Raw genomic sequence first — 24,682 nt, forward strand, 5'->3', positions numbered from 1 at the left:
CGATCCGGCGTACCTTCGAGCAGCCGATTACCCATGTGCATCCACCATTCGTGGTTCCGATGCCGGGGGCGATCCGGCCGCCGGCCCGGCGGAGACCGACCGGAGCGCAAACCGGATAGCCTGCTCTTCTTCCGGAGAGAGCGGCTGGTCGCTGCTCCCGCCCCGGACACCCTTGGCATACGTACGTGTCTCGGTCCGGCCGTGGATGGCGCTGATGACCAGGCCGTCACCGGCGTCATCGAGAATCGCCGCGGAGAACGAGAGGCGCCCGCCCATGTCGCCGAAAGCGTCATAGCGGACGACGGCGACGTGTCGTAAGGAACGGGCCACGTCACCGCTCAGGGCGGTCAGCCGCCGTTGCGCAGCGGCGATGTCGGCGCGCAGGCCCGCCGTCTCCTCGACGTAGCGCGCGACGGTGGAGACCAACGCATCGCCGTCAGTGCCTGCGAACGCCCGCTCGTAGGCGCGCCGCATGCGGCGCAGCCGCAGGTGCCCGATCACGGAGAACACGCCACCAAGGACAGCGACCGCGAGCGCTCCCAGCGCGATGAGAGCGACGGTGGTGGTGGACAACGACACGTCAAGAGCCTATCCCGCGGCAGCTGGACCCACCCGGCGCGCACCAGGCGGCAGTCGCCGCCGGGCCGGGACCGCCGCCGGGCCGAGCCGCGCCGGGCCGGGGGCCGAGCCGCGCCGGACGGGGCGGACCGGGACCGTCAGGCCGGCACCGGAGCCGGGGAGTCACGCCAGGGCCGTCAGGCCGGCGCCGCCGTACCAGCTAACGCCGTCAATGACCCGCGACGGGTGCAAAGAAAGTCAGCGAACCGATGATGGCGCCGTCCGAATCGTGAAGCGGCGCGGAAATCGCGTCCAGCGTCGCCGTCGTGCCGTCTGGACGGCGTATCCGGATGAGACCGCGGCTGAGAACGCCGCCGGCGAGCGCTTGAGTCGGGGGGACATGCGCCCGGTCACCGAGAGGCTGAGCGGCTGCCGAGAAGTCAACGATGGCGAAGACGTCGCCCACGAGCCGCCGTCCGACGAGCGCCGCCGGCTCCTCATCGACGAGAGCTGCCGCCGATGTCGAGATTCCCGCGATCCGGCCGTCACGATCCAGGACCAGACACGGGTCGGCGGCGGTCGCGACGACGGTCACCCAGGACCGTAACGCCTCCCGCAACGGCGGCAACTCGGCCGCTGTGCGGGAAATGAGCGGTATCAGCAAATAGGACATCGGCCGCGGATCGTCCAGCGGATTCCCGGGCGATCCGGGCGCATGCCCGGCCGGTCCCGGCATGGTAAATGCCGTGGCATCAGAACCCGTGCGCATCCCCCCACCCTTCGTACTTTTTCTAGCTTGACATGCCGATCAGGACGGCGGTATCGGACATCCGGCGGTTCGGCGCGGCGGCCATTCGGCTTAACCCGCTTGCCGGACCTGCATTGCCATATTTCTCTCTAAGAGGAAATCACCGGCAGCCGGCGGGAAATCGTGCGCAAATTCCCGAAATTGCCCTGTCGTATGTCCGAGAATTCGACAAACCGGACGATCCGGCTGTCGTGATCACTCCGTAAACAACGGACTTCGCGGTGGACGCGCAGCTCTTCGTCACCAGGACACCTGATCTGCGCTGAAGCAGCCGGTCGCGAGAGCGTCCCGCTGCGAGGCTCCACGCGGACGCTCAATGTCAAGACAGGCCCTTGGGATCGTCGCACGTTCGCGGTCGCCGGCGAACGGACCGCTTCGCCAGCCGAACGCCGGCCGGAGAAGACTGGGCCCGGGGGCTGTGGCACGTCATGGCCAGAAGCGGCGCGCGGCTGGACCGCAGAGAAGACGCCAGAGAAGACAGGGCCCGGGTGCCGCCGACGGGGGATGCAGCAGCACCCGGGTGACTGAACTTTACAACGCCTGTCGAGTCACGCCAAGAGGATCGCGGTAAGAGATACCCCGTTAGGGTCCCAAGGAGCTATGGCGTCACCCGATCAGCTGAATTCCCCCGGTCATTTGGACCCGCGCGCAGCTAGCAGCAGACGCGTTCCGGCTGCTGAATCGGCACAATGGCCCAGACCATTGTTCGTCCGGGCTGCCGGTCAACACCCCAGCGGGAGACAAGTCGCGCCACGATAGATAACCCACGCCCAGCCGTGGCCGTCGTGCCGACATCTTGGACCGCAGGCAGCGTGGGGCCACCGCCGTCGACAACCGCGAGCTGGACGCCGTCCGGAGTCACGTCCCAGCAGACCTCCAGCATCCCGTCATCGAGCCTCCGACCATGTTGCAGCGCATTGCAGAACAGCTCGCTGGCGACGAGGACGACGTCATCACGAACGGACGTCGGGAGATCGGCAAGCTCGCGGCGGAGCAGTGCTCGGACACCGCGGACGCTCGCGGCGGTCGCCGGCACCCGGACGGAATGCACGGCTCCTCCCTCCTCGCTGAGCCTCCGCGGCGTGGTCATCTTCCGACCTCGACACACGTACAGGTATGCGATCGGTATATCTCCGCTAGAACTTCGGGAAACACGTGGCGCAGCTTGATTTCTCCCACCTGGACATCAGGACTCGTCCGTGCGGTTCCCTCGTTAGTGTCCGTGTGGGATCATGCGCCGGGTCGGCGACACGCCGTCAGTGCCGCAACAGCGGCACCGGAGGGCTGCGCCGCATTCGCCGGTACGGCGGAGGTGGGCGCTTCCAGCGGACCGTCGGCGCCGCGAGCCGCGCCGCCCGCTAAAGTCACCGCGGACCTGACGTGGGTGGCATCGAGCTGCGACTCCTACGCGCCTTCCGAGCCATGAAGTCACTGCGGCCATGGCGTGGCGCGTGGTCACCCGTCCGGCGACGACGTACGATCACGGCGGTTGCAGGGCGGCAGGGTCGGCAAGCGCCCGGTCGGCGGGGTAGGCAAGCGCCTGAGCGGCGACGGCACGGGCACGAGACGACGCGATTGCCGGCGCGAGCCCAAACCGGAACAGCACGGGCGCGTGCCGACTGGAACGTGCGGAAAGGAAGCGGATCCATGTTGATCGTCACAACGAATGAGATTCCCGGCTACCGCATCGACGAAATTCTGGGATCTGTCTGGGGTTTGACCGTGCGATCCCGCAATATCGTCAGCCAATTCGGCGCCGGGCTCAAATCCATCTTCGGTGGTGAGCTGCGGGGCATGACAACCGTCCTGATTGACAGCCGAAACCAGGCCATGCAACGACTCGTCGAAGAAGCGACCGCGCGGGGCGCGAACGCGATACTGGCGATGCGGTTCGACACCAGCGAGATCGGCGGAATGTGGACGGAAATTTGCGCATACGGAACGGCGGCCCGGGTCAGCCGGTTGAACTCCTGACCGGCTCGCCGACGGCACGCCTTCGACGCATCCGGCGGGGCGACCTGCACCACCGCAACTCCTGACCGGCTCGCCGACGGCACGCCTTCGACGCCGCGGCTTCACGTGAGGTCAGTCATGCCGTTCGGCGTATTGCTTGAATCGCCCGGACCCGCGAGTTCTGTAGTCTCCGCCGGTCGCCGAGCCGCCGGCGGAACATTCGCCGGCGGGGACGGGCGGCGTCCAGAATCAGGCTGAGGCCGATACCGAGCATCCAAACATCTTTTGCCAGCGGTGTGCCTTGGGCGGTGGGACGTATCCCGTCCTCCTTGGTGAGACCCGGCGTCTTCAGGTAAAGCCGGAGCAGTGCCGTTGAGAACGCCGTGAGTCCCAACCCGGCCGTGGCCGGCGGGACCATCGGGCTCAGCAACGCGCCACCAAGGGCGAGCTCGCCGAGGCCGAGAAGCCGGGCAAAAACGCGCGGGTCCAACCGCCGGACGAACGGGAAGGCCACACACGCGCGGTCGTGCCAGAGTTTGGCCGCGTCGTCCGTCGCGGCGAGTTTCTCCACGCCGGAGTTGACGAGAAAAGCTCCGGTAGCCAGGCGCGTCGGCAGGTGACTGAGCTTCATGATTCGTGCTTACCCCACGAGGTGATCCTTAGCGCCCGGCGGACGATGCGCTGCGGATCAACAAGCCTGCACGATGCCGTCAGGAGACCGCCGCGGCGATTGCCGTCAGGGAAATACCAGACGGAGATGGGCGACCACGCTCGAATCCCCGCCCGGGACCACGTAGAAGCCGAGACCACCGCCCGACCCGGCGTCCGTGGAGCTGTTCGTTCCAGGCTCCCGAGGGACGGCGAGATATCCGGCGGCGATCACGCGCGACGGCATGCCGTCGATAGCCGCCCGGTACAACGGATCATTCTGAAGCGCCGGACCTGCCAACGGCTGTGGCTTCGTGCTGATGACGAAGGGGTGCCCAGGCGCGACGGTAAGAGCACGGCCGCCCGCCGCCCATCCACGCAGTGCGGCCGCGACCCGAGTCGCTGCAGCAGAATCCGTCGGCTCGGTCAGGACGGTGATGTCGGCGTCCTGCGGCTTGTCCGCCGCACCGGCCGGCCTGGAAATGCCGATCGCCAACGCGCTGCCGACGTAACCGTAAATGTCGTCCGGAAGATGAAGATCGGTCTGGCTCTGCAGGCTGCCGAGCTGATTTCCGAGGAAGGCGGAGGTAAGCGGATCACTGGACAGGCGGCCGAACAGGCTCTTGAGAACTTGATCCGGTCCGGCGAGCGCAACACCAAGTTGGGTGTCGGCCGGCAGGCGGCCCAACATACCGCTCAAATCCGCCAGGGGCGCCGTGGTCGCAGTTGCCCCGAGCACGCGGGCGTCTAGATCGAGAGACGTGGCATGCACTGTTCCGGCAAAAACGAGCCGTCCCTGTGCAGCTGCGGTGTCCACACTGCCCAGCAGACTGCCCGCCGCGCCCAGTGCCTTGGCTTCGTCCATCGCGAGCCGCGAAGCGGCCGCCAGATCGGCCCAACCGACTACCAGGTGACCGGATCCCAGCGATGCGACGTCGGTGGTGTACGTCCGCTGGTTGGCCAGGGATTGGTGCGGAACGTCCGCGAGTAGGTCATTGAGTGCCGCCGGTGAATCGGTGACGACCGCGAAACCGTCGGTGATCCGATACGCCAGGTCGTTGCCGGGATTGTTCCGGCTCTTGACCAGTGCGGCGAGACCGCCGAGCGCCTGCTCGGCCTTCGCCGCATCCGTCACGTGGAGCAAGGCAAAACTGTGACGTTCCTGCCCGGAGGGAAAGACACCGATGGCAACCTCATCGCCGAGCCACGGTTTCACCATGGCGTCGTACTCGGCGGCATATCCGCCGAGAGCACGGCGCACGACCCAATCACGCAACGTCCGAGCATCCGTTACCCCCGAAAGAGCCGGAACATGGCGGGCAAACGCGCCGACGTCGGTCCCGGCTGAACCTCCCGGGCTCACATTCACTTTGACGTAGAAGACCGTCGTCGCCGGCGCGAGCGAATCGATGCGGTCACCACCCTGATGCGCCGTGAGACGATACGCGGCAACTGCCGTCCCCGCAGCGACGAACGCAACGGCCACCCCAACGACCGCGGCCGTCCAACGCCATCGACGCTTCCCCTTGCCCGCCGGTACCTCGGGCCCCGGCGGAAGGACGTCGGCGGACCACGCCCCTGGACCCGACGGCGTCGGGACGGCCGGGGTGAGACCGGGCGATACGGCGTCCGCCGGCGACGGTCCAGGTGCCCAGTGCTCTCCGCCCGAGCCGCCGCCAGCCGACGGCGAGCCGTCAGGTTGTCCGTAGGGGAGATCGTCAGTCATGGTCACATTCTCGGCAACCGGACCGTCAAAACCAAGCGATTATTCGATCGAGTGGAAAACGGTACGGGGACGAGTGGAAAACGGTACGCGGACACGCTTCGGAGCAATGCCGGTCGGTTCGGCTCGGTCTAGAGCGGACGGCGCGCGCCGCGCCTGGCGAGCCAGCCGGCGGGAGAGCCGAAGCGTCGATGCGGACCTGCTGGATGCGTACCCGGCGATCTCCTGCGCGAAGAGCGACCCCTGGCGGCATGCGGAGGTTACCCTGCACCCTCACCACACGCAGAGACCGAGGCCGCGCTCGCGCCGACCCAGCGCAACGGTGGTACCGCACCTTCCGTGCACAGGGGCCGAGCGGGTGACGGGAATCGAACCCGCATTATCAGCTTGGGAAGCTGACGTTCTGCCATTGAACTACACCCGCGGACGCGCCTGATAGTACCGGACGCCGCGGCCCCTTCCGCACCGAGCGACGAGCCTGGTGGGCACGCCGCCCGGTCGAGGTCGCAGGGTGGCGCATGCCGGTGTGCCGACGATCCCGGGGGGAGCGGACAACCGCCGATGGATTGGGCGCCCACAGCCGAGGTCCCGGCCGGTCGCGGAATGTGCCGACGATCCGGGGACGCGGACGCTACCCGGTGGCGCTTGTGGCGTGCCGCGCTGGTGTGCCGACGCTCCGGGAGGCCACACACACCGCCCAACCGGCCGTCGAGGCACAGCATCCCGCCACCCGGTAGATTGCGCCCGTGCTCCTCTCCGACCGCGACATCCGCGCCGAGCTCGCCTCCGGCCGCGTCACGATCGACCCATTTGATCCGGCCATGATTCAACCGTCGAGCATCGACGTCCGGCTCGACAAGTACTTCCGGGTGTTCGAAAACCACCGATATCCCCATATCGACCCAGCGGTCGAGCAACCGGACCTGACCCGGCTCGTGGAGACGGAAGGCGACGAACCGTTCATCCTTCACCCGGGGGAGTTCGTCCTCGCGAGCACTTATGAAGTGATCGCCCTGCCCGATGATCTCGCCGGCCGTCTCGAAGGAAAGTCAAGTCTCGGTCGTCTCGGCCTCCTCACTCACTCGACCGCCGGTTGGATCGACCCCGGCTTCACGGGTCACGTCACCCTCGAATTGTCGAACGTCGCGACCTTGCCGATCAAGCTGTGGCCGGGGATGAAGATCGGTCAGCTCTGCCTGTTCCGAACCTCATCGCCCGCCGAGCATCCCTACGGTTCGCCTGTTTATGGCTCCCGGTATCAGGGGCAACGCGGACCCACCCCGAGCCGTAGTTGGCAGAATTTTCACCGCACGAAGATTTGACCGGCGTCATCGACCCGGTCCGTCATCGATCGGCGCGGCGAGCGCGTCGAGAAGCAGTTCTCCGACGTCCCGGACGGCGGGCCGCGGTCCGTTCGGTCGCCGGTCATTCACCGCGTCACCGAGCATGACCCGGCAGTACGGGCACGCCGTCGCGATGACGTCGGGGTCGGCGGCCAAAGCTTCGTCAATCCGCTCGTGATTGATGCGCTTGCCGATACGCTCCTCCATCCACATGCGGGCACCCCCGGCACCGCAGCAGAAACTCCGGTCGCGGCACCGCGGCATTTCCTGAATGTCCACGCCCGGAATGCCCGCGACGATCCGTCGCGGCGCGTCGTACATCCCGTTGTGCCGTCCGAGAAAGCAGGGATCGTGGTAGGTCACCCGGGCGTGCAGGTCACGGTCGAGACGCAGCCGACCCGAGGTGACGAGCTGCTCCAGCAACTGGCTGTGGTGGATGACCGGAAAAGTCCCGCCGAGCTGCGGATATTCCCGGCCAAGCGTGTTGAAACAGTGCGGGCAGCCGGTAAGTATCGCCGGCGGTTGCAGCTGCGTCAGAACCTCAATGTTTTGCCGAGCCAGCATCTGGTAGAGGAATTCGTTGCCGATCCGCCGGGCGGGATCCCCGGTGCAGGCCTCCGCCGGCCCCAGGACGGCAAACCGCACACCGGCGGCCGTCAGGAGCTGCGCCAACGCGCGAGTCGCCCGACGCGCCCGCTCGTCGAAGGCCCCGGCGCAGCCGACCCACCACAGATAGTCGACGTCGCCAGGAAGCGGTCGGCTCGGATCCGCGACCGCAACCTCCACGCCAAGGTCGTCGGCCCATTGGAGGCGCGCAGAATCCGGCATGCCCCACGGATTCCCGCGCTGCTCCAGATTCCGCAGCAGGCCGGCCGCCTCGGCCGGAAACGCCGACTCCATCAGAACTTGGTGCCGACGCAGCTGGCTGATGTGGTCGAGATGTTCGATGTCGACCGGGCATTCATGCACGCACGCCCCGCAATTCGTGCAGGCCCACAGGGCTTCGGGGTCGATGACGCCGCCGCCGGACGGCCCGACGAGCGGCCGAGTCCCGTCGGAGCCGCCCGTGAGCAGATAGTCCCGCAAGTCGGTGATGATGAGTTTCGGATTGAGCGGCTTGCCGGTGTTCCACGCCGGGCATTGCGACTGACACCGGCCGCACTCCGTGCAGCTCAACAGGTCGAGCCGAGCCTTGCGGCTGACATCGGCGATGTGACCCCAGCCGATGACGTCGTCGTCGCGCGGATTCTCGAAATCGACGATGTGGTCAGCGGAAACGACCGGCATGAGCGGACCCAGGCCATCGGGCCGCCGGGCGAAGAAGACATTGAGCGGCGCGGTCACGATGTGCAGATGCTTGGAGTACGTGATGAGAATGAGAAACCCGAGAATGACGACCAATTGTGCCAGCACGAAAAAGGTCTCGATGCCCTGATTGACCGCACCAGCAGGCAGCGCCTGCGCGACCAACCACGACGCAAACGACCATTGGTACGGCCGGTACGGGAAATGGCCGGTATTGATCTGGGCCCCGCGATAGACCAGCAGAGTGGCGATGACGGCGAAAATCATCCCGAGAATCGCCCACGCCATGCCGGTGTGCGATCGGTGGAAGCGCGACCAACGCCCTAACCGGCGCGGCGTCTGCCGGTAGCGAATCGCCGTGAAAATGCCCAGCGCCGCGAGGACGGCGACGGCGAACACGTCCTCGATGAAACCCAAGCCGGCCCAGTGCCCAATGCCAAAGCGCGGATCGACAAGATCGCCGTAGGTTTCCGCAATTGTCAGCGTCAAGACGACAAATCCCCAGAAGGTTGCCGCGTGCGCAATCCCCGGCCATCGCCACTGTACGAGCCGGCGTTGGCCAAAAACCTCGGCGGCAATTCCGTGGAAACCTTTGATGGCGGCGACTCGACCGGCCCCCCACCGTTCGACCGGCGGTCCGCCGGCAAGCACCCGCCGCGCCAACCACGACAACCGCCAGCCCGCCACGACGAGTGCAACACCGGTAACGACGAGGCCGATGACCAAGCGCACGGGCGCTCCTCTCGGTGACGGCTCCGGCGAATCCCGCTGGCGTCATCGTGCCTTACGGTCGTCCCGCGGCGGCCGGCTCCCCCGCGAATTGCTGCTCACCGGCCGACTCCCTAGGCTCAGCAGAACACCGGGACGGCTAGAGCCGATCAGCACCGCCGGACCGACGGTACGCGGTGAGGAGCTCGTCGCAGGCTGCCGCATCGCAGGCCTCGGCTATGTCGGAATGCTCCGCGCCCGCCGCATAACCCGCGCCGGCCGCATAACCCGTGCCGGCCGGCTCACGCGGTGGAATCCGGAGAGCCGAAACGGCCGCGAGGCGAAGCGACGTCGCGGCGTGCGCATCGTCCACGCGACCGGCCGGCGAGCGGTGATGCCTGGTGGCACGCCACTGCCTGCACGCCGCCGAGAGTTCCGCCACATCGAGGTCGAGCCCGCGCTCCTCGCGTTCGGCAAGCCAGTCCGCAAGCGCGTCACGCCAGAAATAGCTGCCCAACCAGCGCTGCGCCGCCTCACCACCGACAACGCGCACGGTCTCGACGTCCGCCGCGTGCTCGGCGCACTGAGCGCACCGGGCAATTTCGGCGCGCAGCGCGATCTGCCACTGCGCGACCAGCCGATACGGCACATACACCAACGCATTCGTCGCGGCTAAGGTCAACGAGCCGCGCGGGGGGTGCGCAGGCGCGATCCCAGGCCGGCGGCGTACGACGTCGCGAGGGGTCAGTGGACGGAGCGCCCGGCACCACCGGCTCACCCCGGCGTCCGCGTTCCGAATCCACCCGCAACCACGGGGATCCGCCGGCCGGTTCTCCGAGCGGTACCGCCGCGGGAGGGCATGCGACAGGTAGTGCACGAGCAGGCAGGCCCGCTCCTCCGGCTCCGCCGCCACCCACCGCGGTACGCCAAGGAGCAGAATGCGGCGACCGCGCCACCCGACGATGCGCAGATCGACGACGTCGTGGCGGATCAGGGCAATTCCCGCCGGGGGAGGGAGACCCGCGCGACGGCAGTAGGCCGCTATGGCAGCGCCGAAGCGCGGCAGGTCAGCGAGGGGAACGGGCCGCAGCCGGCGGCCGGACGGCGGCCAGGGCGCGGTCCGCAACGCGAGCGCCGCGACGGCCGCGGCGCTGATCCCGGAGACGAGAGCACTCATCGGCCGGGTGAGCACGAGCCAGATCGCAAAGCCAAGCAACGCGGCAGTGAGCGCGTAACCCGCCCCCGCAAGTGTGATCAACCGAAAGCTCAGTCCGCCGTTGCCAACCGCCGACGGCGCCGCAGCTTCCTGGTATGCCCGATCCAACCGCCCGGCGGACCCTCGACCGGAGACCGGCGGCCGCGTGAAGACCACCATTCGACTGTATGGGCCGCACGATCAATCGACGGGAAGCAGGTTTGCCCAGCGGGCTGGCTCACATAATATGAGTCGAGACGACTCAACTCTGGAGGAGAGGCCATGGCACGTGCGGTCGGAATCGACCTCGGTACCACCAACTCTGTGATCGCCGTCCTTGAGGGCGGCGAACCGACAGTGATCCCCAACGCGGAAGGGTCACGCACCACGCCGTCGGTGGTCGCGTTCGCTAAGAACGGCGAGGTGCTCGTTGGTGAAGTGGCCAAACGACAGGCGGTCACCAACGCGGAGCGGACCATCCGTTCGGTCAAGCGGCACATGGGCACGAACTGGACGATCGACATCGACGGCAAGAAATACACGCCGCAAGAGATCAGTGCCCGTATCCTGATGAAACTCAAGCGCGACGCCGAGGCATACCTGGGCGAGCAGATCAGCGACGCGGTCATCACGGTTCCGGCGTACTTCAACGACGCGCAACGCCAGGCAACCAAGGAGGCCGGCCAAATCGCCGGACTCAACGTGCTCCGGATCATCAACGAGCCGACGGCGGCGGCGCTGGCCTACGGGCTGGACAAGGGTGAGAAAGAGCAGACGATTCTCGTCTTCGACCTCGGCGGCGGCACCTTCGACGTCTCCCTCCTCGAAATCGGCGAGGGAATCGTCGAAGTCAAAGCCACCAGCGGCGACACCCACCTCGGTGGTGACGACTGGGACCAGCGCATCGTCGACCACCTCGTCACCACGTTCAAGAACCAGCACGGGATCGACTTGTCAAAAGACAAGATGGCCATGCAGCGGCTCAAGGAAGCCGCCGAGCGGGCGAAGATCGAGCTGTCCTCCGCGATGGAGACGACCATCAATCTGCCGTACATCACGGCCAGCTCGGAAGGCCCGCTCCACCTGGAGGTGAAGCTCACCCGGTCGGAATTCCAGCGGATGACCGCGGACCTGCTCGAGCGGTGCAAGGGGCCGTTCAATCAGGCAATCAAGGACGCCGGCATCACCGTGAACCAGATCGACCACGTCATTCTCGTCGGCGGCTCAACCCGGATGCCCGCGGTTGTCGACCTGGTCCGCGAACTGACCGGCGGCAAGGAGCCGAACAAGGGCGTCAACCCTGACGAAGTCGTCGCCGTCGGCGCATGTCTGCAGGCCGGCGTCCTCAAGGGTGAAGTGAAGGACGTCCTGCTCCTCGACGTCACACCGCTCTCCCTCGGCATCGAGACGAAGGGCGGCGTGTTCACCAAGCTCATCGAGCGGAACACCACGATCCCGACGCGCCGGTCGGAAATCTTCACGACGGCGGAAGACAACCAGCCGAGCGTGCAGATCCAGGTGTACCAAGGAGAGCGGGAAATCGCCGCGTACAACAAGAAACTCGGAATGTTCGAGTTGACCGGCCTGCCGCCTGCGCCGCGCGGCGTCCCGCAGATCGAGGTCACCTTCGACATTGACGCCAACGGCATCGTGCATGTCTCCGCAAAAGACCTCGCCACCGGAAAAGAGCAATCCATGACGATTACCGGCGGGTCGGCGCTTCCCAAGGAAGAAATTGAGCGCATGATGCGCGACGCCGAAGCGCACGCCGAAGAAGACCGGCGGCGGCGCGAAGAGGCGGAAGCCCGCAACCAGGCGGACACGCTCATCTACCAGACCGAGAAATTCCTGCGGGAGAACGCCGACAAGGTGCCTGCCGCGGAGAAGGCAAACGTCGAGACGGCCATCGCGAATCTGAAGAAGGCGATGGAGGGCAGCGACGTCACGGCGATTCGTTCGGCCACCGAGCAGCTCGCCACCGAAAGTCAGAAGCTGGGCGCGGCGATGTACGCCGCGACGCAGGCGGCCGCCGGTGGATCGAGCGGATCAGCGACCGGCGCGACCGGCAGTGCGTCCGGTTCGGCCGGCAAGGACGACGAAGTGGTCGATGCGGAAATCGTCGACGAGGGTGAGAAGTGAGCGAGCGTGAGGAGCCTGTCATTCGCGACAAGCGGCGTGTGAGATTCGATCCGCTGCTCGGTGCCGTCCCCGGCGGGACGGCACCGGGTGAGGCGGCGCATGCGGCGTCGGCGCCCGCGGCGCACAGTGCGGACGCCGCGTCGACGCACCCCACCGGCGGGTCGGCGCCGGCGGCGGACGCCGGTCTGCCGTCGCCTGACGATGCCGAGCGCGCCAAATTAGCGGCGGAAGTGGAGCAGCTGCGCAATCTGGTCGCCGAGCGGACGGCGGATCTGCAACGGGTCCAGGCGGAGTACGCGAATTACCGAAAGCGGGTGGAACGCGACCGGGCGCTGGTCCGCGACCTCGCGGTGGCCGACACACTTGCCCTGTTGCTTCCGGTCCTTGACGACATCGGCCGGGCCCGAGCGCACGGCGAACTCGAGGGCGGCTTCAAGCAAGTCGCCGAATCATTCGAGGCGATTGTCACCAAGCTTGGGCTGGTGGCATTCGGCGATGTCGGCGAACCGTTCGACCCGACACGACACGAGGCCCTCATGCATGCGTACTCCGACGAGGTCACCCAACCGACCGTCGTTGAGGTATTCGCGCCCGGTTACACGTACGCCGGGCGGATCATCCGGCCGGCCAGAGTCTCCGTGGCGGAACCAACCGTGGCGCTGCCGGACGATACGCCGCCCGACGGCACGGCCGCGGAAGCCGGAGCAGCCGGCGCCGGCACTGCAGGCGGCGCCGACGGCCGTACGACGTCGTCGGAGCCGAATGCTTCCGGTCCGGACACGCCGCACGCCAACGCATAACCGCATGCCGCAACAGTCGTCAGGAAAGGAGGGACGCCGGGTGGCCGCGTCATGCACGCCCATCCGACAACGAGGATGAGCGCCCGCGACTACATCGAGAAGGACTACTACAAGGTCCTCGGCGTCCCTAAGGACGCGTCCATCGACGAAATCAAGAAGGCATACCGGAAACTGGCCCGCCAGTATCATCCGGATGCCAACAAGGGCGACCCGAAGGCCGAGGAGCGGTTCAAGGAGATTTCGGAAGCCTACGACGTTCTCTCCGACGAGAAGAAGCGCAAGGAGTACGACGAAGCGCGCTCGCTCTTCGGCAGCGGCGGATTCCGCATCCCCACCGGCTCCGGCACCGGCACGACCGGAGGTTTCCCGTTCGACCTGGGTGACCTCTTCGGTGGGCTGCGCACCGGAGGCTTGGGCGACATTCTCGGCGGAATTTTCGGCGGCGGATCGCGGCGTGCCCAGCCGCGGCGCGGCGCGGACGTCGAGACCGAAATCACCATCAGCTTCACCGACGCGATTCGTGGTGTCACGGTGCCGATCCGGCTCACCAGCCCGGGACCGTGTCCGAGTTGTCACGGGACCGGAGCCCGTGCCGGCACCATGCCGCGCGTCTGCCCGAACTGTTCGGGTACCGGCATGGTGTCCCGGGTGGTCGGCGGTTTCGCGCTGTCCGAACCATGCCGGGAGTGTCGCGGCCGGGGTCTCGTCGTCGATGACCCCTGCCCGAGCTGCCGGGGCAGCGGCCGGGCGACGAGCGAGCGCACGCTGCAGGTGCGCATTCCCGCCGGTGTTGACGACGGCCAGCGCATCCGGCTCAAGGGGCGCGGCGCTCCCGGTGAGAACGGTGGACCGGCGGGCGACCTTATCGTCCTCGTGCATGTCCAACCGCACAAGGTCTTTGGCCGGTCCGGGCCGAACCTCACCCTCACGCTGCCGGTGACGTTCCCCGAGGCGGCGCTCGGCGCGACGATCGAGGTTCCGACGCTCGATGGGCCGGTGACCGTGAAGTTGCCGCCTGGGACGTCCAGCGGCCGTGTCCTGCGGGTGCGCGGCAAAGGCGCGCCACGCCGGGACGGCAGCCGCGGGGATCTGCTCGTCACCGTGGAGGTCGTCGTACCGAAGAAGCTGTCGAGCAAAGCCCGCGAGGCACTGGAAGCGTTCCGGAGTGCGACCGAGGACGAGAATCCCCGGGCCGGATTGCTGGTCGGCAGCTGAGAGAGGAGGCTCACATGCTGGACGACGAGACGACACCGGTCTTTGTGATATCCGTCGCGGCGCAGCTCGCCGGATTGCACCCGCAGACCCTGCGGACGTATGACCGGCTGGGCATTGTCTCCCCCGAGCGGACCCCCGGCGGTGGGCGCCGTTATTCCGCGCGGGACATCCAAGTGCTCCGGCAGGTACAGCAACTTTCTCAGGAAGGCATCAATCTGGCCGGCATCAAGCGCATCTTGGCGCTGGAGAACGAAGTCGCGGCGCTGCGGCGTACGCTCGCCGAGTTGCGGCAAGCAATCGCCGACCTGCGTGACCAGCAGGTGCCGAATATTGCCGGTGCTCGCGGCGGGTATCGGCATGAGCTGATGCCGCTGCCGGAGACGAGCAGAGCCTTGCTCGCGTGGCAACCACGCCGCGTCGCACCGGATTTTCTTGCTGCGGCATACGCCGGATCGAACGGGGAATTCTCCCGAGAGCAAGAAATAGCGACACAAACACCACCGTTTCCTGCTGCCGGCCCGCTCACTGACAACGCCGTGACCGGAGCACGAACAGACGATTCCCTGCGGGCGCAGCCGGCCGGTGACGCTACGGACCGCAAAGGAGGCAGGCAATGGACGGCTACCGGCTGACGACGAAGAGCCAAGAGGCGCTCAACCAGGCGGTGCACGCGGCCGCCGAAGCCGGCCATCCTCACGTAGAACCCGCACACCTTCTCATGGCTCTGCTCCAGCAGAGTGACGGCACGGCGCTTCCGCTTCTCCGGGCGGTCGGGGTGAATCCTGTTGCGCTTCAGGGCGACGTCCGGGAGATTCTGGACCGGCTGCCGCGGGCGAGCGGGGCAACCGTGGCACCGCCCGGCTTGGATCGGCCGTCCATTCAGGTGCTCAACGCTGCGGCGAAAGAGGCGGCCGAGCTCGGCGACGAGTACGTCTCCACCGAGCACCTGCTCGTCGGACTCGCCCGGGAAGGCGGCGCCGTCGCCGCGCTGCTGCGGCGTCACGGCGCCACACCGGAGAATCTCCTCGCCGCATTCGAACGGGTCCGCGGCCACGCGCGGGTCACCAGTCCCGACCCGGAGTCGACGTATCAAGCGCTCGAGAAATACGGCGTCGATCTGACCGAGCGGGCCCGCAAGGGCCAGCTCGACCCGATCATCGGGCGCGACACGGAAATCCGCCGGGTTATTCAGGTGCTGTCTCGCCGCACCAAAAACAATCCGGTTCTCATTGGCGAGCCGGGAGTCGGTAAGACGGCGATCGTGGAGGGGCTCGCGCAGCGGATCGTCGCGGGCGACGTGCCGGAATCCCTGCGGGACAAGCGCCTCATCGCGCTTGACCTCGGTGCGATGGTCGCCGGAGCGAAGTACCGCGGTGAATTTGAGGAACGGCTCAAGGCCGTCCTCAACGAAATCAAGGAATCCAACGGCCAGGTCATCACCTTCATCGACGAGCTGCACACCGTCGTCGGTGCGGGCGCGGCGGAAGGTGCGATGGACGCCGGCAACATGCTGAAACCGATGTTGGCCCGCGGCGAACTCCGCATGATCGGCGCAACAACGCTCGATGAATACCGGGAGCGCATCGAAAAGGATCCTGCTTTGGAGCGGCGGTTCCAGCCGGTGTACGTCGGTGAGCCGTCGGTCGAAGACACCATTGGCATTCTTCGCGGCCTGAAATCGCGGTACGAGGCGCACCACAAGGTGCAAATTTCGGACGCCGCGTTGGTGGCCGCCGCGACGCTCTCCCACCGCTTCATCAGCGGTCGATTTCTCCCGGACAAGGCGATAGACCTGGTCGATGAGGCCGCGAGCCGGCTGCGGATGGAAATCGACTCGTGGCCGGTCGAAATCGATGAGTTGCGGAGAACGGTTGACCGGCTGCGCATGGAGGAGCTGGCGCTGGCCAAAGAGGACGATCCGGCGAGCAAGGAGCGGTTGGAGCGTCTGCGTCGCGAACTCGCCGACAAGCAGGAACAGCTGAACGCCCTGGTCGCCCGCTGGGAGCGGGAGAAGGCCGCGCTCAACCGGGTCGGTGAGCTCAAGCAGCGTCTGGACGACCTGCGCAGCCAGGCCGAGCGGGCCCAGCGCGACGGCGACTTCGAAACCGCCTCCCGATTGATGTACGGAGAAATTCCGGCGCTCGAACGGGAACTCGCCGCAGCGCAGAGCAGCGGGGACGGCCACGGCGACACCATGGTCAAGGAGGAAGTCGGTCCCGACGACATCGCCGAGGTGGTCTCCTCCTGGACCGGCATTCCCGCCGGGCGGCTCATGGAAGGAGAGGTCGGCAAGCTGCTGCGCATGGAAGAAGAGCTCGGACGCCGGGTGGTCGGCCAAGAGCACGCCGTCCGGGCGGTGTCCGATGCGGTCCGGCGGGCCCGCTCCGGGATCGCCGATCCCGACCGGCCGACCGGTTCCTTCCTCTTCCTCGGGCCCACCGGCGTCGGCAAGACCGAGCTTGCCAAGGCGCTTGCCGATTTTCTCTTTGACGACGAGCGGGCGATGGTCCGCATTGACATGAGCGAGTACTCCGAGAAGCACTCCGTCGCGCGGCTCATCGGCGCCCCGCCCGGTTACGTCGGCTACGAAGAAGGTGGTCAGCTGACCGAGGCGGTCCGCCGCCGGCCGTACTGCGTCATTCTTCTCGATGAGATCGAGAAGGCGCACGTCGAAGTCTTCGACATCCTCCTGCAAGTCCTCGACGACGGCCGGCTGACCGACGGCCAAGGCCGCACCGTCGATTTCCGCAACACGATTCTCATTCTCACCTCGAACCTCGGGTCGAATTACCTCATCGATCCGACCCTCGACGACGAGGCGAAGCGGGAATCCGTCATGGCCGTCGTCCGGGCCACGTTCAAGCCGGAATTCCTCAACCGGCTTGACGAAATAATCATTTTCAACGCCCTCGGCACCGCGGAGCTCGCGAAAATCGTCGACCTGCAGATCGAGCGGTTCCAGCGGCGATTGACCGACCGGCGGATCACGCTCGAGGTGACACCGGCCGCCCGGGAATGGCTTGCGCTCAACGGGTACGACGCGGTGTACGGCGCACGCCCGCTTCGGCGGCTCATCCAGACCGCCATCGGCGACCGGCTCGCCAAGGCGCTCCTCGCCGGCGACGTCCGGGACGGCGACACCGTGCTCGTCGACCTGACCGCTGACAAGACCGGCCTGGATCTGCGGGTCGCGGTGCCGAGCGCCTGATTCGGCCGCGGGCATGTCCGCTGCCACCGAGCGCGGAATCAGGCTGAGGCTTCCCCGGGAATCTCCTGGAGACGCGGGGGATCCGCGCCAGCCCGCTGACACGTCACGGCAGCCGCGGCTGCGGCAAATCGGAGCGCAGCCGCAAGCTCTCCCTCGTCGATGACGCGCAATTTCTCAATGCTGAGAGCGCCGTTGCGCGCGAAGTGGTGGAGCAATGCGCCGCTGAAGGTGTCCCCGGCCCCTATGGTGTCAACAACCGGGACGGACATTCCGGGCACGGTGACGGCCGCCCCGCTCGCACTTCGGGCCATTGCTCCGTCGGCCCCGAGGGTCAGCACCACGACGAGCGGACCAAGGCGCAGCCAGCGCAACAGCACGTCGTCCGGTGACACACCGGGGTACAGCCACCGCACGTCGTCCACGCTCGCCTTCACGATGTGCGCGTGCTCGAGCCACCGCTCGACGGCCGCCCGGTACTGCGCGGGATCCGGGCAGAGCACGGCCCGCACATTCGGATCGACGGAAATCACCCGGTGCGGGAATTCCCGGCGAAGCACGCCTTCCACCACGGCCCCCCCGGGTGGACGCATCAACGCCATCGATCCCGCATGGAGGGCCACTGTCTCTGGGCCGAACACCGGCGGAAATTCCTCGATCCGCCATTGCCAATCCGCCGTACCCTCCAGGTAGAACGAGTAACGCGCGTTGCCTGCCTCGTCGAATGAGACGACGGCAAGGGTCGATGGTTCCCGCGCGGTGACCACGTACCGCATGTCAACGTGCTCGCGCATCAGCCGGTCGCGGAGCAGCACGCCGAACGGATCCGTCGCAATGCGGGCGAGCATTGCGACCGGCGTGCCAAGCCGGGCCAAGGCGACGGCGACATTCGCCGGGCTCCCGCCCGGCAATGCCCGCCACAGGCCGTCGCCCGCCGGTACGAGATCGACCAGCGTTTCACCGCATACCACGATCACGCGACACTCCTGGCGTCCCCGGTGACGGTCATGAATCACCCACGCAGCCGCGCCAGCCGCCGCAATGCCTCGGCCAGCACGTCCTCGCGCTTGCAGAAGGCGAACCGAACCAATGGACGTCCGATGTCGGCGTGGTCGTAGAAAACGACGTGCGGAATCGCCGCGACACCCACTCGGTACGGAAGATCCCGACAGAAGGCGAGTCCGTCCAGGTAACCGAGCGGACGGACATCGACCGTGACGAAGTACGTACCCGCCGGCGGATACACGGTGAAACCAAGCTCGGCAAGCCCGGTGCAGAGAAAATCGCGCTTGCGCGCCAAATCCGCGGCCAGCTGCTGGAAATAAGCATCCGGCATGCCCAGCCCGGCGGCGATGCCCCGCTGCATCGGCGCCGCGTTCGTGTAGGTGAGGAATTGCTTGACGGTCCGCACCGCGCTGACCAGCGGCTCCGGTCCGGTCACCCATCCAATTTTCCAACCGGTGAAGGCAAACGTCTTCCCTGCGGACGAAATCGTGACCGTCCGCTCCCACATGCCCGGGAACGTGGCAATCGGGATGTGCCGGCCCTCGTAGACGAGATGCTCATACACCTCGTCCGTAATCACCAGCAGGTCATGCGCCACGGCCACCTCGGCGACCGCCCGCAGTTCCTCCTCGGTCAGCACGGTCCCCGTGGGATTGTGCGGCGAATTGAGCAGGATGACTTTCGTCCGCGGCGTCACGGCGGCCTGCAGTGCGGCAATGTCCAGCCGGAAATCAGGAGCATGCAACGTCACCGGTACCCGGCGGCCGCGCGCCATCGCAATCGCCGCGGCGTAGGAATCGTAATACGGCTCGAGCGCGATGACGTCGTCGCCGGCGTCGACGAATGCCAACAATGCCGCGGTCACCGCCTCGGTGGCCCCGGCCGTAATGAGGACCTCGCTGTCGGGATCCACCTCGAGGCCGTAAAAACGCTTCTGATGCGCGGCAACCGCCTCCCGCAATTCGCGGAAGCCGATGCCGGGGGCGTACTGATTGGGACCGTGCCAAATCGCGTCGGCGACAAGCCGCTTGATGTCGTCCGGGCCGTCGACGTCGGGGAATCCCTGACCCAGGTTCACCGCATCCGTCTCCTCGGCACGCGCGGACATCTCGGCGAAAATCGTCGTGCCGAGACCGCGCAGGTGGGGGACCAGACGCTCACCGACCATGCAGCCAGCGTAGGTCTCTGCGTGCGATCACTACGCCGGCGGGTTTCAGCCGGTTATCGTGGCGGCAGCGTCGTACGTCGGAGGCGTGCCATGACCAGGGTGTTGATCACAGGCGCTAGTGCGGGGATCGGCCGTGGCTTCGCCACCCAGTACGCGAAGCTCGGGCACGACCTGGTGCTCGTCTCCCGGGACGAGCGTCGGCTCGCTGATCTCGCACACGAGCTCCGCACGCGCCACCACGTCGACGTCGAAGTCATCCCCGCAGACCTCGCTGACCCCATCGCGCTCGAGAAGGTCGAACAACGGGCCGCGTCGGCCGAACACCCCGTCGACGTCCTCGTCAACAACGCCGGTTTCGGCATCGGGACTGACTTTCTTCATTCCAGTGTGGAGACGGAAACCCAGGCCATCGACGTGATGATTCGCGCGCCGATGCGGCTGACGAAAGCCGTGCTCCCCGGCATGCTGGAGCGGCGATCCGGTGCGATCATCATGGTCTCCAGCATTTCCGGAATCGTGCCGCATGACAGCTACGGAGCCATCAAGGCCTGGGTTCTGCGATTCAGCCAGGTGCTCTCCTTCGAACTGGCCGGCACCGGCGTCCGCTGCATTGCGCTCTGTCCCGGCCTGACCCGGACGGAATTTCACGACCGCGCCGGCATCGAGGTACACCGGGCGCCGCGGGCGTTCTGGCTGGACGTCGACACGGTCGTCCGCCGCTGCCTCGTTGACCTGGCGCGCGGCAAGACGGTGTCCATTCCCGGCTGGCAGTACCGCCTGATTGCCGCCGTCGGTCGATTCCTGCCGGTCTCGTGGTACGGCCGCCTGTTCCGCGGCTGACCGGGTGCGCCGCGCCGCCCCGCAGCAGCTCGGCCCGCACCGCGCGCCGGCGTGTGCCCGGTCCTGGTTGACCGCCCGCGGCGACGTACGCTCGGCACGTGACGAAGACTCCGACGGCCGCACCCGTCCCGGCAACGCCCGCGACGATCCGGGAGACTGCGCATTGGCAGGCCCTCCGCGATGAGATCATGCGGAAGGCCGTCGTGCGCCAGCCCGTAGTGCTCAGCTCCGGGCAGCACGCCGACTTCTACATCGACCTCCGGCGGGTCACCTTGGACGGTCATGCTGCGCCGCTCGTCGGGCAGGTCCTGTTGGACCTCACCGCCGACCTCGACTACGACGCCGTCGGAGGCCTCACCCTCGGAGCCGACCCGGTGGCCCTCGCGATGCTGCACACCGCGGCGGCCCGGGGCAGGCGGTTGGACGCATTCATCGTGCGCAAAGAGCAGAAGACGCACGGCCTGCAACGCCGGATCGAAGGTCCCGATGTTCGCGGCCGGCGGGTGCTCGCCGTCGAGGACACCTCGACCACCGGTGGCTCGGTGCTCACCGCAGTGGCGGCACTCCGCGAGGCTGGGGCCGATGTCGTCGCGGTAGCGGTCATCGTCGAGCGCGGCGCCGCTGGCGCAATCGCGGAGGCGGGCCTGGAGTACCGGGCCGCGTATCAGCTCACCGATCTCGGGCTGTAGCACCAACCCGACCGTACCGACTACACACCGGTTGAATCGATGGTGTCCGCTTCCCGGGAGGCAAGCCCCGCAGAATCGGCCGCCGCGCCGACCGGGTCAGGACGAGACGCCGCGGCGGCTGCGCGCCGGCGGCGCATGCGGTTGAGTTCGAATGCGAGCGACGCAACCGAGGCCAGCACGGCGACCGCCACGACGGGGAGCACGTACCGCTCGATGTGCAGCGCCTCGCCACCGTAGTATCCGGCGAGCACGATCGCCTCGGTCCAGACCAACCCGCCGACCACGTTCCAGACGGTGAAGCGGCGGACCGGCATGCGAAGCACGCCGACCGCTGGATTGATGAAGGTGCGCAGCACGGGAATGAACCGGCAGAGGAGCACCGCCCATCCCTCGCCGAACCGGGCGAACAGCGGTTCAATGCGTTCGATGCCGTGCGCAAACGCCGAGCCGGGACGCGCCAACCGCTGCCCGCCTTGGACGCCGATCACGTAGCCGACCTGAGCACCGATGATCGCCGCGGCCGGACATCCGATGAGCAGGGCCGGCAATGGAAGGTGCACCGCCTCGTGGACGTGCGGCGACGCAAATGCACCGGCAAGGGCGAGCAACGTGTCGCCCGGCAGGAAGAAGCCCACCAGGAGACCGGTCTCGGCGAACAGGATGGCGAAGACGCCGGCCAGACCGAAGGTGACCAGCAGATCCCGAGGGCTGAGCGGATTCAGCGCAACGATCCGGGGAGCGGCCGCTGCGCCGGCAAGGAGATGCCCGAGCACCCCTCGACGGTACCGGAGGAACCTGAACACCTCCTAAGTCGCGTGGCCGCGGTGTGCATCGGGCGCAACCCGCCGACATGACCAATCAACACCCCCTAAGCCTCGCGGCCGCTTCGCTGCCGTCGCGGCTGATCCCCCGTTGGCCGCTCGGCCGCGAATGCGCGATACTCGACACGGCCAATCCGGCCAGTCATGATCAAGCCAGTCCGCGAGGAACCAGTGACACCGGGAGCTTGAGATGCCGATCGCCACGCCTGAGGTCTACGCCGAAATGATCGACCGAGCCAAGGCCGGCCGCTTCGCCTATCCAGCGATCAATGTGACCTCGTCGTCCACCCTGAACGCGGCACTGCAGGGCTTCGCCGAGGCGGAGAGCGACGGCATCATTCAGATTTCCTGGGGAGGCGCCGAATTCGCGTCCGGGCAGAAGGTCAAGGACATGGTGACCGGGGCCGTCGCGCTCGCGGAGTTCGCGCACGTCGTCGCCGCCAAGTACCCGGTCCACATCGCGCTGCACACCGACCACTGCCCGCCGGAGAAACTCGACGGCTACATGCGCCCCCTCATCGCCCTCTCCCAGGAACGGGTCGCCCGCGGCCAAGAGCCGCTCTTCCAGTCCCACATGTGGGACGGCTCCGGGATCGACCTGGAGGAGAACCTGAAGATCGCTCGGGAGCTCCTGGAAGCGTGCGCGAAGGCGCGCACGATCATGGAGCTCGAGATCGGGGTCGTCGGCGGCGAGGAAGACGGGATCTCGAACGCCATCAACGAAAAGCTGTACACGACCCCCGGCGATGCGCTGCGCACCGCGGAAGTGCTCGGACTGGGCGAGAACGGCCGGTACCTGCTCGCCGCGACGTTCGGCAACGTGCACGGCGTGTACAAGCCGGGCAACGTGAAACTCCGTCCGTCAATTCTCAAGGACATTCAGACGGAGGTTGGCCGGAAGTACAACAAGGAAAAGCCGTTCGACCTCGTGTTCCACGGCGGGTCCGGCTCCCTCCTCGAGGAGATCCGCGAAACCCTCGACTACGGCGTCGTCAAGATGAACATCGACACCGATACCCAGTACGCGTACACCCGCAAGGTGGCGGACCACATGTTCAAGAACTACGACGGGGTTCTCAAGGTCGACGGCGAGGTAGGGAACAAGAAGGCCTACGACCCGCGGTCGTGGAGCCGCCCTGCGGAGGCAAGCATGGCCGCCCGGGTGGTCGCCGCGTGCGAGGACCTGCGGTCGACGGGCACCAGCCTGAGCCGCAACTAGTCCGCGCCGGAGCCGGGCGACGAGCCGCGCCGTCCGGCGGAGAGGAATGCTTCATGCCTGCGATCGTGCTGCTCGGCGCTCAGTGGGGTGACGAAGGGAAGGGAAAAGCCACCGATCTCCTTGCCGAGCGGATCGACTACTGCGTGCGCTTCAACGGCGGAAACAATGCCGGGCACACCATCGTCATCGACGGCGAAACGTACGCCATGCACCTGCTGCCCAGCGGGGTGCTCACCCCGGGCGTCGTCCCCGTCATCGGTAACGGCGTCGTCATCGATCTCGGTGTGCTCTTTGACGAGATCGACCTGCTCACCGCGCGCGGCATCGACACGTCGCGGCTCGTCGTGTCGGCCAATGCGCACGTCATCACCGCCTACCACCGCGTCATCGACAAAGTCACCGAGCGATTCTTGGGCAAGGCGCGGATCGGCACGACGGGTCGCGGCATCGGGCCGGCGTACGCGGACAAAATGTCACGGGTCGGCGTCCGGGTGCAGGACCTGTTCGACGAAAAGATTCTCCGCCAGAAAATCGAAGGCGCTCTCGACCAGAAGAACCAGCTCTTGGTCAAGGTGTACAACCGCCGGGCCATCGACCCGACGGCGGTTGCCGACGAATTGCTCGGATACGCGGATCGGCTTCGCCCGATGGTCGCCGACACTGCGGCACTGCTCAACGATGCACTCGATCACCACAAGACAGTGCTGCTCGAGGCGGGACAGGGCACCCTGCTGGACGTCGACCACGGTACGTATCCGTTCGTCACGTCCTCGAATGCCACTGCCGGCGGAGCCTGCACCGGTTCCGGCATCGGGCCGACCCGCATCGATCGGGTCATTGCGGTCGCGAAGGCGTACACCACCCGGGTCGGCAGCGGGCCTTTCCCCACCGAGCTGCACGACGGCGAGGGCGAGAAACTGCGCCGCATCGGTGCGGAATTCGGCGTCACGACGGGACGACCCCGTCGGTGCGGTTGGTACGACGCGGTCGCCGTGCGGTACGCCATGCGGATCAACGGTGTGACGGACGTCGTCCTCACCAAGCTGGATGTCCTCTCGCACTTCGAACGGATCCCGGTCTGTGTCGCGTACCGCCTCCCGGACGGGCGAACCGTCGAGGAAATGCCGATGACCCAGACCGAGCTCCATCACGTCGAGCCGGTCTACGAGGAGCTTCCCGGCTGGCAAGAGGACCTCTCCGCGGCACGCAGCCTGGAAGACTTGCCGAAGAACGCCCAGCGATACGTGGAATTTCTCCAGGAACTCGCCGGTGTGCCGTTCAGTGTCATCGGCGTGGGACCGGGACGCGATCAGACCATTCAACTCAAGGCCTTGGTGTGA

At 67.0% G+C, this 24,682-nt stretch carries 21 protein-coding genes, 1 tRNA gene and 1 pseudogene; 11 read left to right on the forward strand and 12 right to left on the reverse strand.

Annotation, left to right across the window (positions count from 1 at the left end; all coding sequences use genetic code 11):
* Positions 1–27: 27 nt before the first annotated feature.
* The 4 genes from ACEL_RS10910 to ACEL_RS12815 form a co-directional block, all read right to left on the reverse strand.
* Positions 28–579: a DUF4446 family protein gene (locus ACEL_RS10910; RefSeq protein ID WP_011720941.1), complete on the reverse strand. Its 552-nt coding sequence runs from the start codon at positions 577–579 to the stop codon at positions 28–30.
* Between the two features lie 208 nt (positions 580–787).
* Entirely contained in the window at positions 788–1,327 is a 540-nt protein-coding gene (locus tag ACEL_RS10915; RefSeq protein WP_011720942.1) for a PAS domain-containing protein, read from the reverse strand.
* Positions 1,328–2,018: 691 nt separating this feature from the next.
* Positions 2,019–2,456, reverse strand: a complete 438-nt coding sequence (locus tag ACEL_RS10925) for an ATP-binding protein (RefSeq protein WP_049751530.1) — start codon at positions 2,454–2,456, stop codon at positions 2,019–2,021.
* A 390-nt stretch (positions 2,457–2,846) separates the two neighbouring features.
* On the reverse strand, positions 2,847–2,972 hold the full coding sequence (locus ACEL_RS12815) for a hypothetical protein (protein ID WP_274376840.1): 126 nt from the start codon (positions 2,970–2,972) through the stop codon (positions 2,847–2,849).
* 41 nt (positions 2,973–3,013) lie between these two features.
* On the opposite strand from ACEL_RS12815, the gene ACEL_RS10930 reads away from it, so the two are divergent.
* On the forward strand, positions 3,014–3,340 hold the full coding sequence (locus ACEL_RS10930) for a YbjQ family protein (RefSeq protein ID WP_011720944.1): 327 nt from the start codon (positions 3,014–3,016) through the stop codon (positions 3,338–3,340).
* Positions 3,341–3,455: 115 nt separating this feature from the next.
* On the opposite strand, the gene ACEL_RS10935 is transcribed toward ACEL_RS10930, so the two are convergent.
* From ACEL_RS10935 to ACEL_RS10955, 3 genes are all read right to left on the reverse strand, one after another.
* Positions 3,456–3,950: a DoxX family membrane protein gene (locus ACEL_RS10935; protein ID WP_011720945.1), complete on the reverse strand. Its 495-nt coding sequence runs from the start codon at positions 3,948–3,950 to the stop codon at positions 3,456–3,458.
* A 105-nt stretch (positions 3,951–4,055) separates the two neighbouring features.
* A complete protein-coding gene (locus ACEL_RS11770) occupies positions 4,056–5,693 on the reverse strand; it encodes a DUF3352 domain-containing protein (RefSeq protein WP_011720946.1) in 1,638 nt (545 codons plus the stop codon).
* A 350-nt stretch (positions 5,694–6,043) separates the two neighbouring features.
* Positions 6,044–6,114 (reverse strand) — tRNA-Gly (locus tag ACEL_RS10955).
* 322 nt (positions 6,115–6,436) lie between these two features.
* On the opposite strand from ACEL_RS10955, the gene dcd reads away from it, so the two are divergent.
* Positions 6,437–7,012 carry a dCTP deaminase gene (gene dcd / locus ACEL_RS10960; protein ID WP_011720947.1) on the forward strand — a complete coding sequence of 192 codons (576 nt, stop codon included), beginning with the start codon at positions 6,437–6,439 and terminating at the stop codon, positions 7,010–7,012.
* Positions 7,013–7,018: 6 nt separating this feature from the next.
* Here the strand turns inward: dcd and ACEL_RS10965 are convergent, their stop codons facing one another.
* Entirely contained in the window at positions 7,019–9,070 is a 2,052-nt protein-coding gene (locus ACEL_RS10965) for a (Fe-S)-binding protein (protein ID WP_011720948.1), read from the reverse strand.
* 136 nt (positions 9,071–9,206) lie between these two features.
* Positions 9,207–10,304: a hypothetical protein gene (locus tag ACEL_RS10970; RefSeq protein WP_148204620.1), complete on the reverse strand. Its 1,098-nt coding sequence runs from the start codon at positions 10,302–10,304 to the stop codon at positions 9,207–9,209.
* 219 nt (positions 10,305–10,523) lie between these two features.
* Here ACEL_RS10970 and dnaK point away from each other — a divergent pair, with 219 nt between their 5' ends.
* From dnaK to clpB, 5 genes and pseudogenes are all read left to right on the forward strand, one after another.
* Positions 10,524–12,380, forward strand: coding sequence for a molecular chaperone DnaK (gene dnaK / locus ACEL_RS10975; RefSeq protein WP_011720950.1), 1,857 nt, complete (start codon positions 10,524–10,526; stop codon positions 12,378–12,380).
* Between the two features lie 38 nt (positions 12,381–12,418).
* Positions 12,419–13,180 (forward strand): nucleotide exchange factor GrpE, encoded by a 762-nt coding sequence (grpE, locus tag ACEL_RS10980; protein WP_238378039.1) that lies wholly within the window; start codon positions 12,419–12,421, stop codon positions 13,178–13,180.
* Positions 13,181–13,255: 75 nt separating this feature from the next.
* Complete coding sequence (gene dnaJ, locus ACEL_RS10990; RefSeq protein ID WP_041835111.1) at positions 13,256–14,395, forward strand: molecular chaperone DnaJ; 1,140 nt, start codon at positions 13,256–13,258, stop codon at positions 14,393–14,395.
* Between the two features lie 14 nt (positions 14,396–14,409).
* Positions 14,410–14,823 (forward strand): annotated as a pseudogene (locus ACEL_RS10995) (heat shock protein transcriptional repressor HspR); the annotation flags it as partial.
* 185 nt (positions 14,824–15,008) lie between these two features.
* A complete protein-coding gene (gene clpB / locus ACEL_RS11000) occupies positions 15,009–17,603 on the forward strand; it encodes an ATP-dependent chaperone ClpB (RefSeq protein ID WP_011720954.1) in 2,595 nt (864 codons plus the stop codon).
* 38 nt (positions 17,604–17,641) lie between these two features.
* On the opposite strand, the gene ACEL_RS11005 is transcribed toward clpB, so the two are convergent.
* Positions 17,642–18,577, reverse strand: coding sequence for a carbohydrate kinase family protein (locus tag ACEL_RS11005; protein WP_011720955.1), 936 nt, complete (start codon positions 18,575–18,577; stop codon positions 17,642–17,644).
* Between the two features lie 35 nt (positions 18,578–18,612).
* Positions 18,613–19,773: a pyridoxal phosphate-dependent aminotransferase gene (locus tag ACEL_RS11010; protein ID WP_011720956.1), complete on the reverse strand. Its 1,161-nt coding sequence runs from the start codon at positions 19,771–19,773 to the stop codon at positions 18,613–18,615.
* 90 nt (positions 19,774–19,863) lie between these two features.
* Between ACEL_RS11010 and ACEL_RS11015 the strand changes: the two genes are divergently transcribed.
* Positions 19,864–20,613, forward strand: coding sequence for an SDR family NAD(P)-dependent oxidoreductase (locus ACEL_RS11015; RefSeq protein WP_011720957.1), 750 nt, complete (start codon positions 19,864–19,866; stop codon positions 20,611–20,613).
* A gap of 188 nt (positions 20,614–20,801) precedes the next feature.
* Entirely contained in the window at positions 20,802–21,302 is a 501-nt protein-coding gene (gene pyrE / locus ACEL_RS11020; protein ID WP_041835819.1) for an orotate phosphoribosyltransferase, read from the forward strand.
* Positions 21,303–21,322: 20 nt separating this feature from the next.
* On the opposite strand, the gene ACEL_RS11025 is transcribed toward pyrE, so the two are convergent.
* Positions 21,323–22,105, reverse strand: coding sequence for a DedA family protein (locus tag ACEL_RS11025; protein ID WP_011720959.1), 783 nt, complete (start codon positions 22,103–22,105; stop codon positions 21,323–21,325).
* A 208-nt stretch (positions 22,106–22,313) separates the two neighbouring features.
* On the opposite strand from ACEL_RS11025, the gene fbaA reads away from it, so the two are divergent.
* On the forward strand, positions 22,314–23,342 hold the full coding sequence (fbaA, locus tag ACEL_RS11030; protein WP_011720960.1) for a class II fructose-bisphosphate aldolase: 1,029 nt from the start codon (positions 22,314–22,316) through the stop codon (positions 23,340–23,342).
* 53 nt (positions 23,343–23,395) lie between these two features.
* Positions 23,396–24,682, forward strand: a complete 1,287-nt coding sequence (locus tag ACEL_RS11035; RefSeq protein ID WP_011720961.1) for an adenylosuccinate synthase — start codon at positions 23,396–23,398, stop codon at positions 24,680–24,682.

This window comes from Acidothermus cellulolyticus 11B (assembly GCF_000015025.1).
GTDB lineage: Bacteria > Actinomycetota > Actinomycetes > Acidothermales > Acidothermaceae > Acidothermus > Acidothermus cellulolyticus.

Bases quoted from the DNA above. Each gene is read 5' to 3' on its own strand.
- clpB (WP_011720954.1), top strand. From the start codon at position 15,009: ATGGACGGCTACCGGCTGACGACGAAGAGCCAAGAGGCGCTCAACCAG.
- ACEL_RS11035 (WP_011720961.1), top strand. From the start codon at position 23,396: ATGCCTGCGATCGTGCTGCTCGGCGCTCAGTGGGGTGACGAAGGGAAG.
- dnaJ (WP_041835111.1), top strand. From the start codon at position 13,256: ATGAGCGCCCGCGACTACATCGAGAAGGACTACTACAAGGTCCTCGGC.
- ACEL_RS10915 (WP_011720942.1), bottom strand. From the start codon at position 1,327: ATGCGCACGGGTTCTGATGCCACGGCATTTACCATGCCGGGACCGGCC.
- dnaK (WP_011720950.1), top strand. From the start codon at position 10,524: ATGGCACGTGCGGTCGGAATCGACCTCGGTACCACCAACTCTGTGATC.
- fbaA (WP_011720960.1), top strand. From the start codon at position 22,314: ATGCCGATCGCCACGCCTGAGGTCTACGCCGAAATGATCGACCGAGCC.
- pyrE (WP_041835819.1), top strand. From the start codon at position 20,802: ATGCGGAAGGCCGTCGTGCGCCAGCCCGTAGTGCTCAGCTCCGGGCAG.
- ACEL_RS11010 (WP_011720956.1), bottom strand. From the start codon at position 19,773: ATGGTCGGTGAGCGTCTGGTCCCCCACCTGCGCGGTCTCGGCACGACG.
- ACEL_RS10935 (WP_011720945.1), bottom strand. From the start codon at position 3,950: ATGAAGCTCAGTCACCTGCCGACGCGCCTGGCTACCGGAGCTTTTCTC.
- ACEL_RS11770 (WP_011720946.1), bottom strand. From the start codon at position 5,693: ATGACTGACGATCTCCCCTACGGACAACCTGACGGCTCGCCGTCGGCT.
- ACEL_RS11015 (WP_011720957.1), top strand. From the start codon at position 19,864: ATGACCAGGGTGTTGATCACAGGCGCTAGTGCGGGGATCGGCCGTGGC.
- ACEL_RS10930 (WP_011720944.1), top strand. From the start codon at position 3,014: ATGTTGATCGTCACAACGAATGAGATTCCCGGCTACCGCATCGACGAA.
- ACEL_RS10925 (WP_049751530.1), bottom strand. From the start codon at position 2,456: ATGACCACGCCGCGGAGGCTCAGCGAGGAGGGAGGAGCCGTGCATTCC.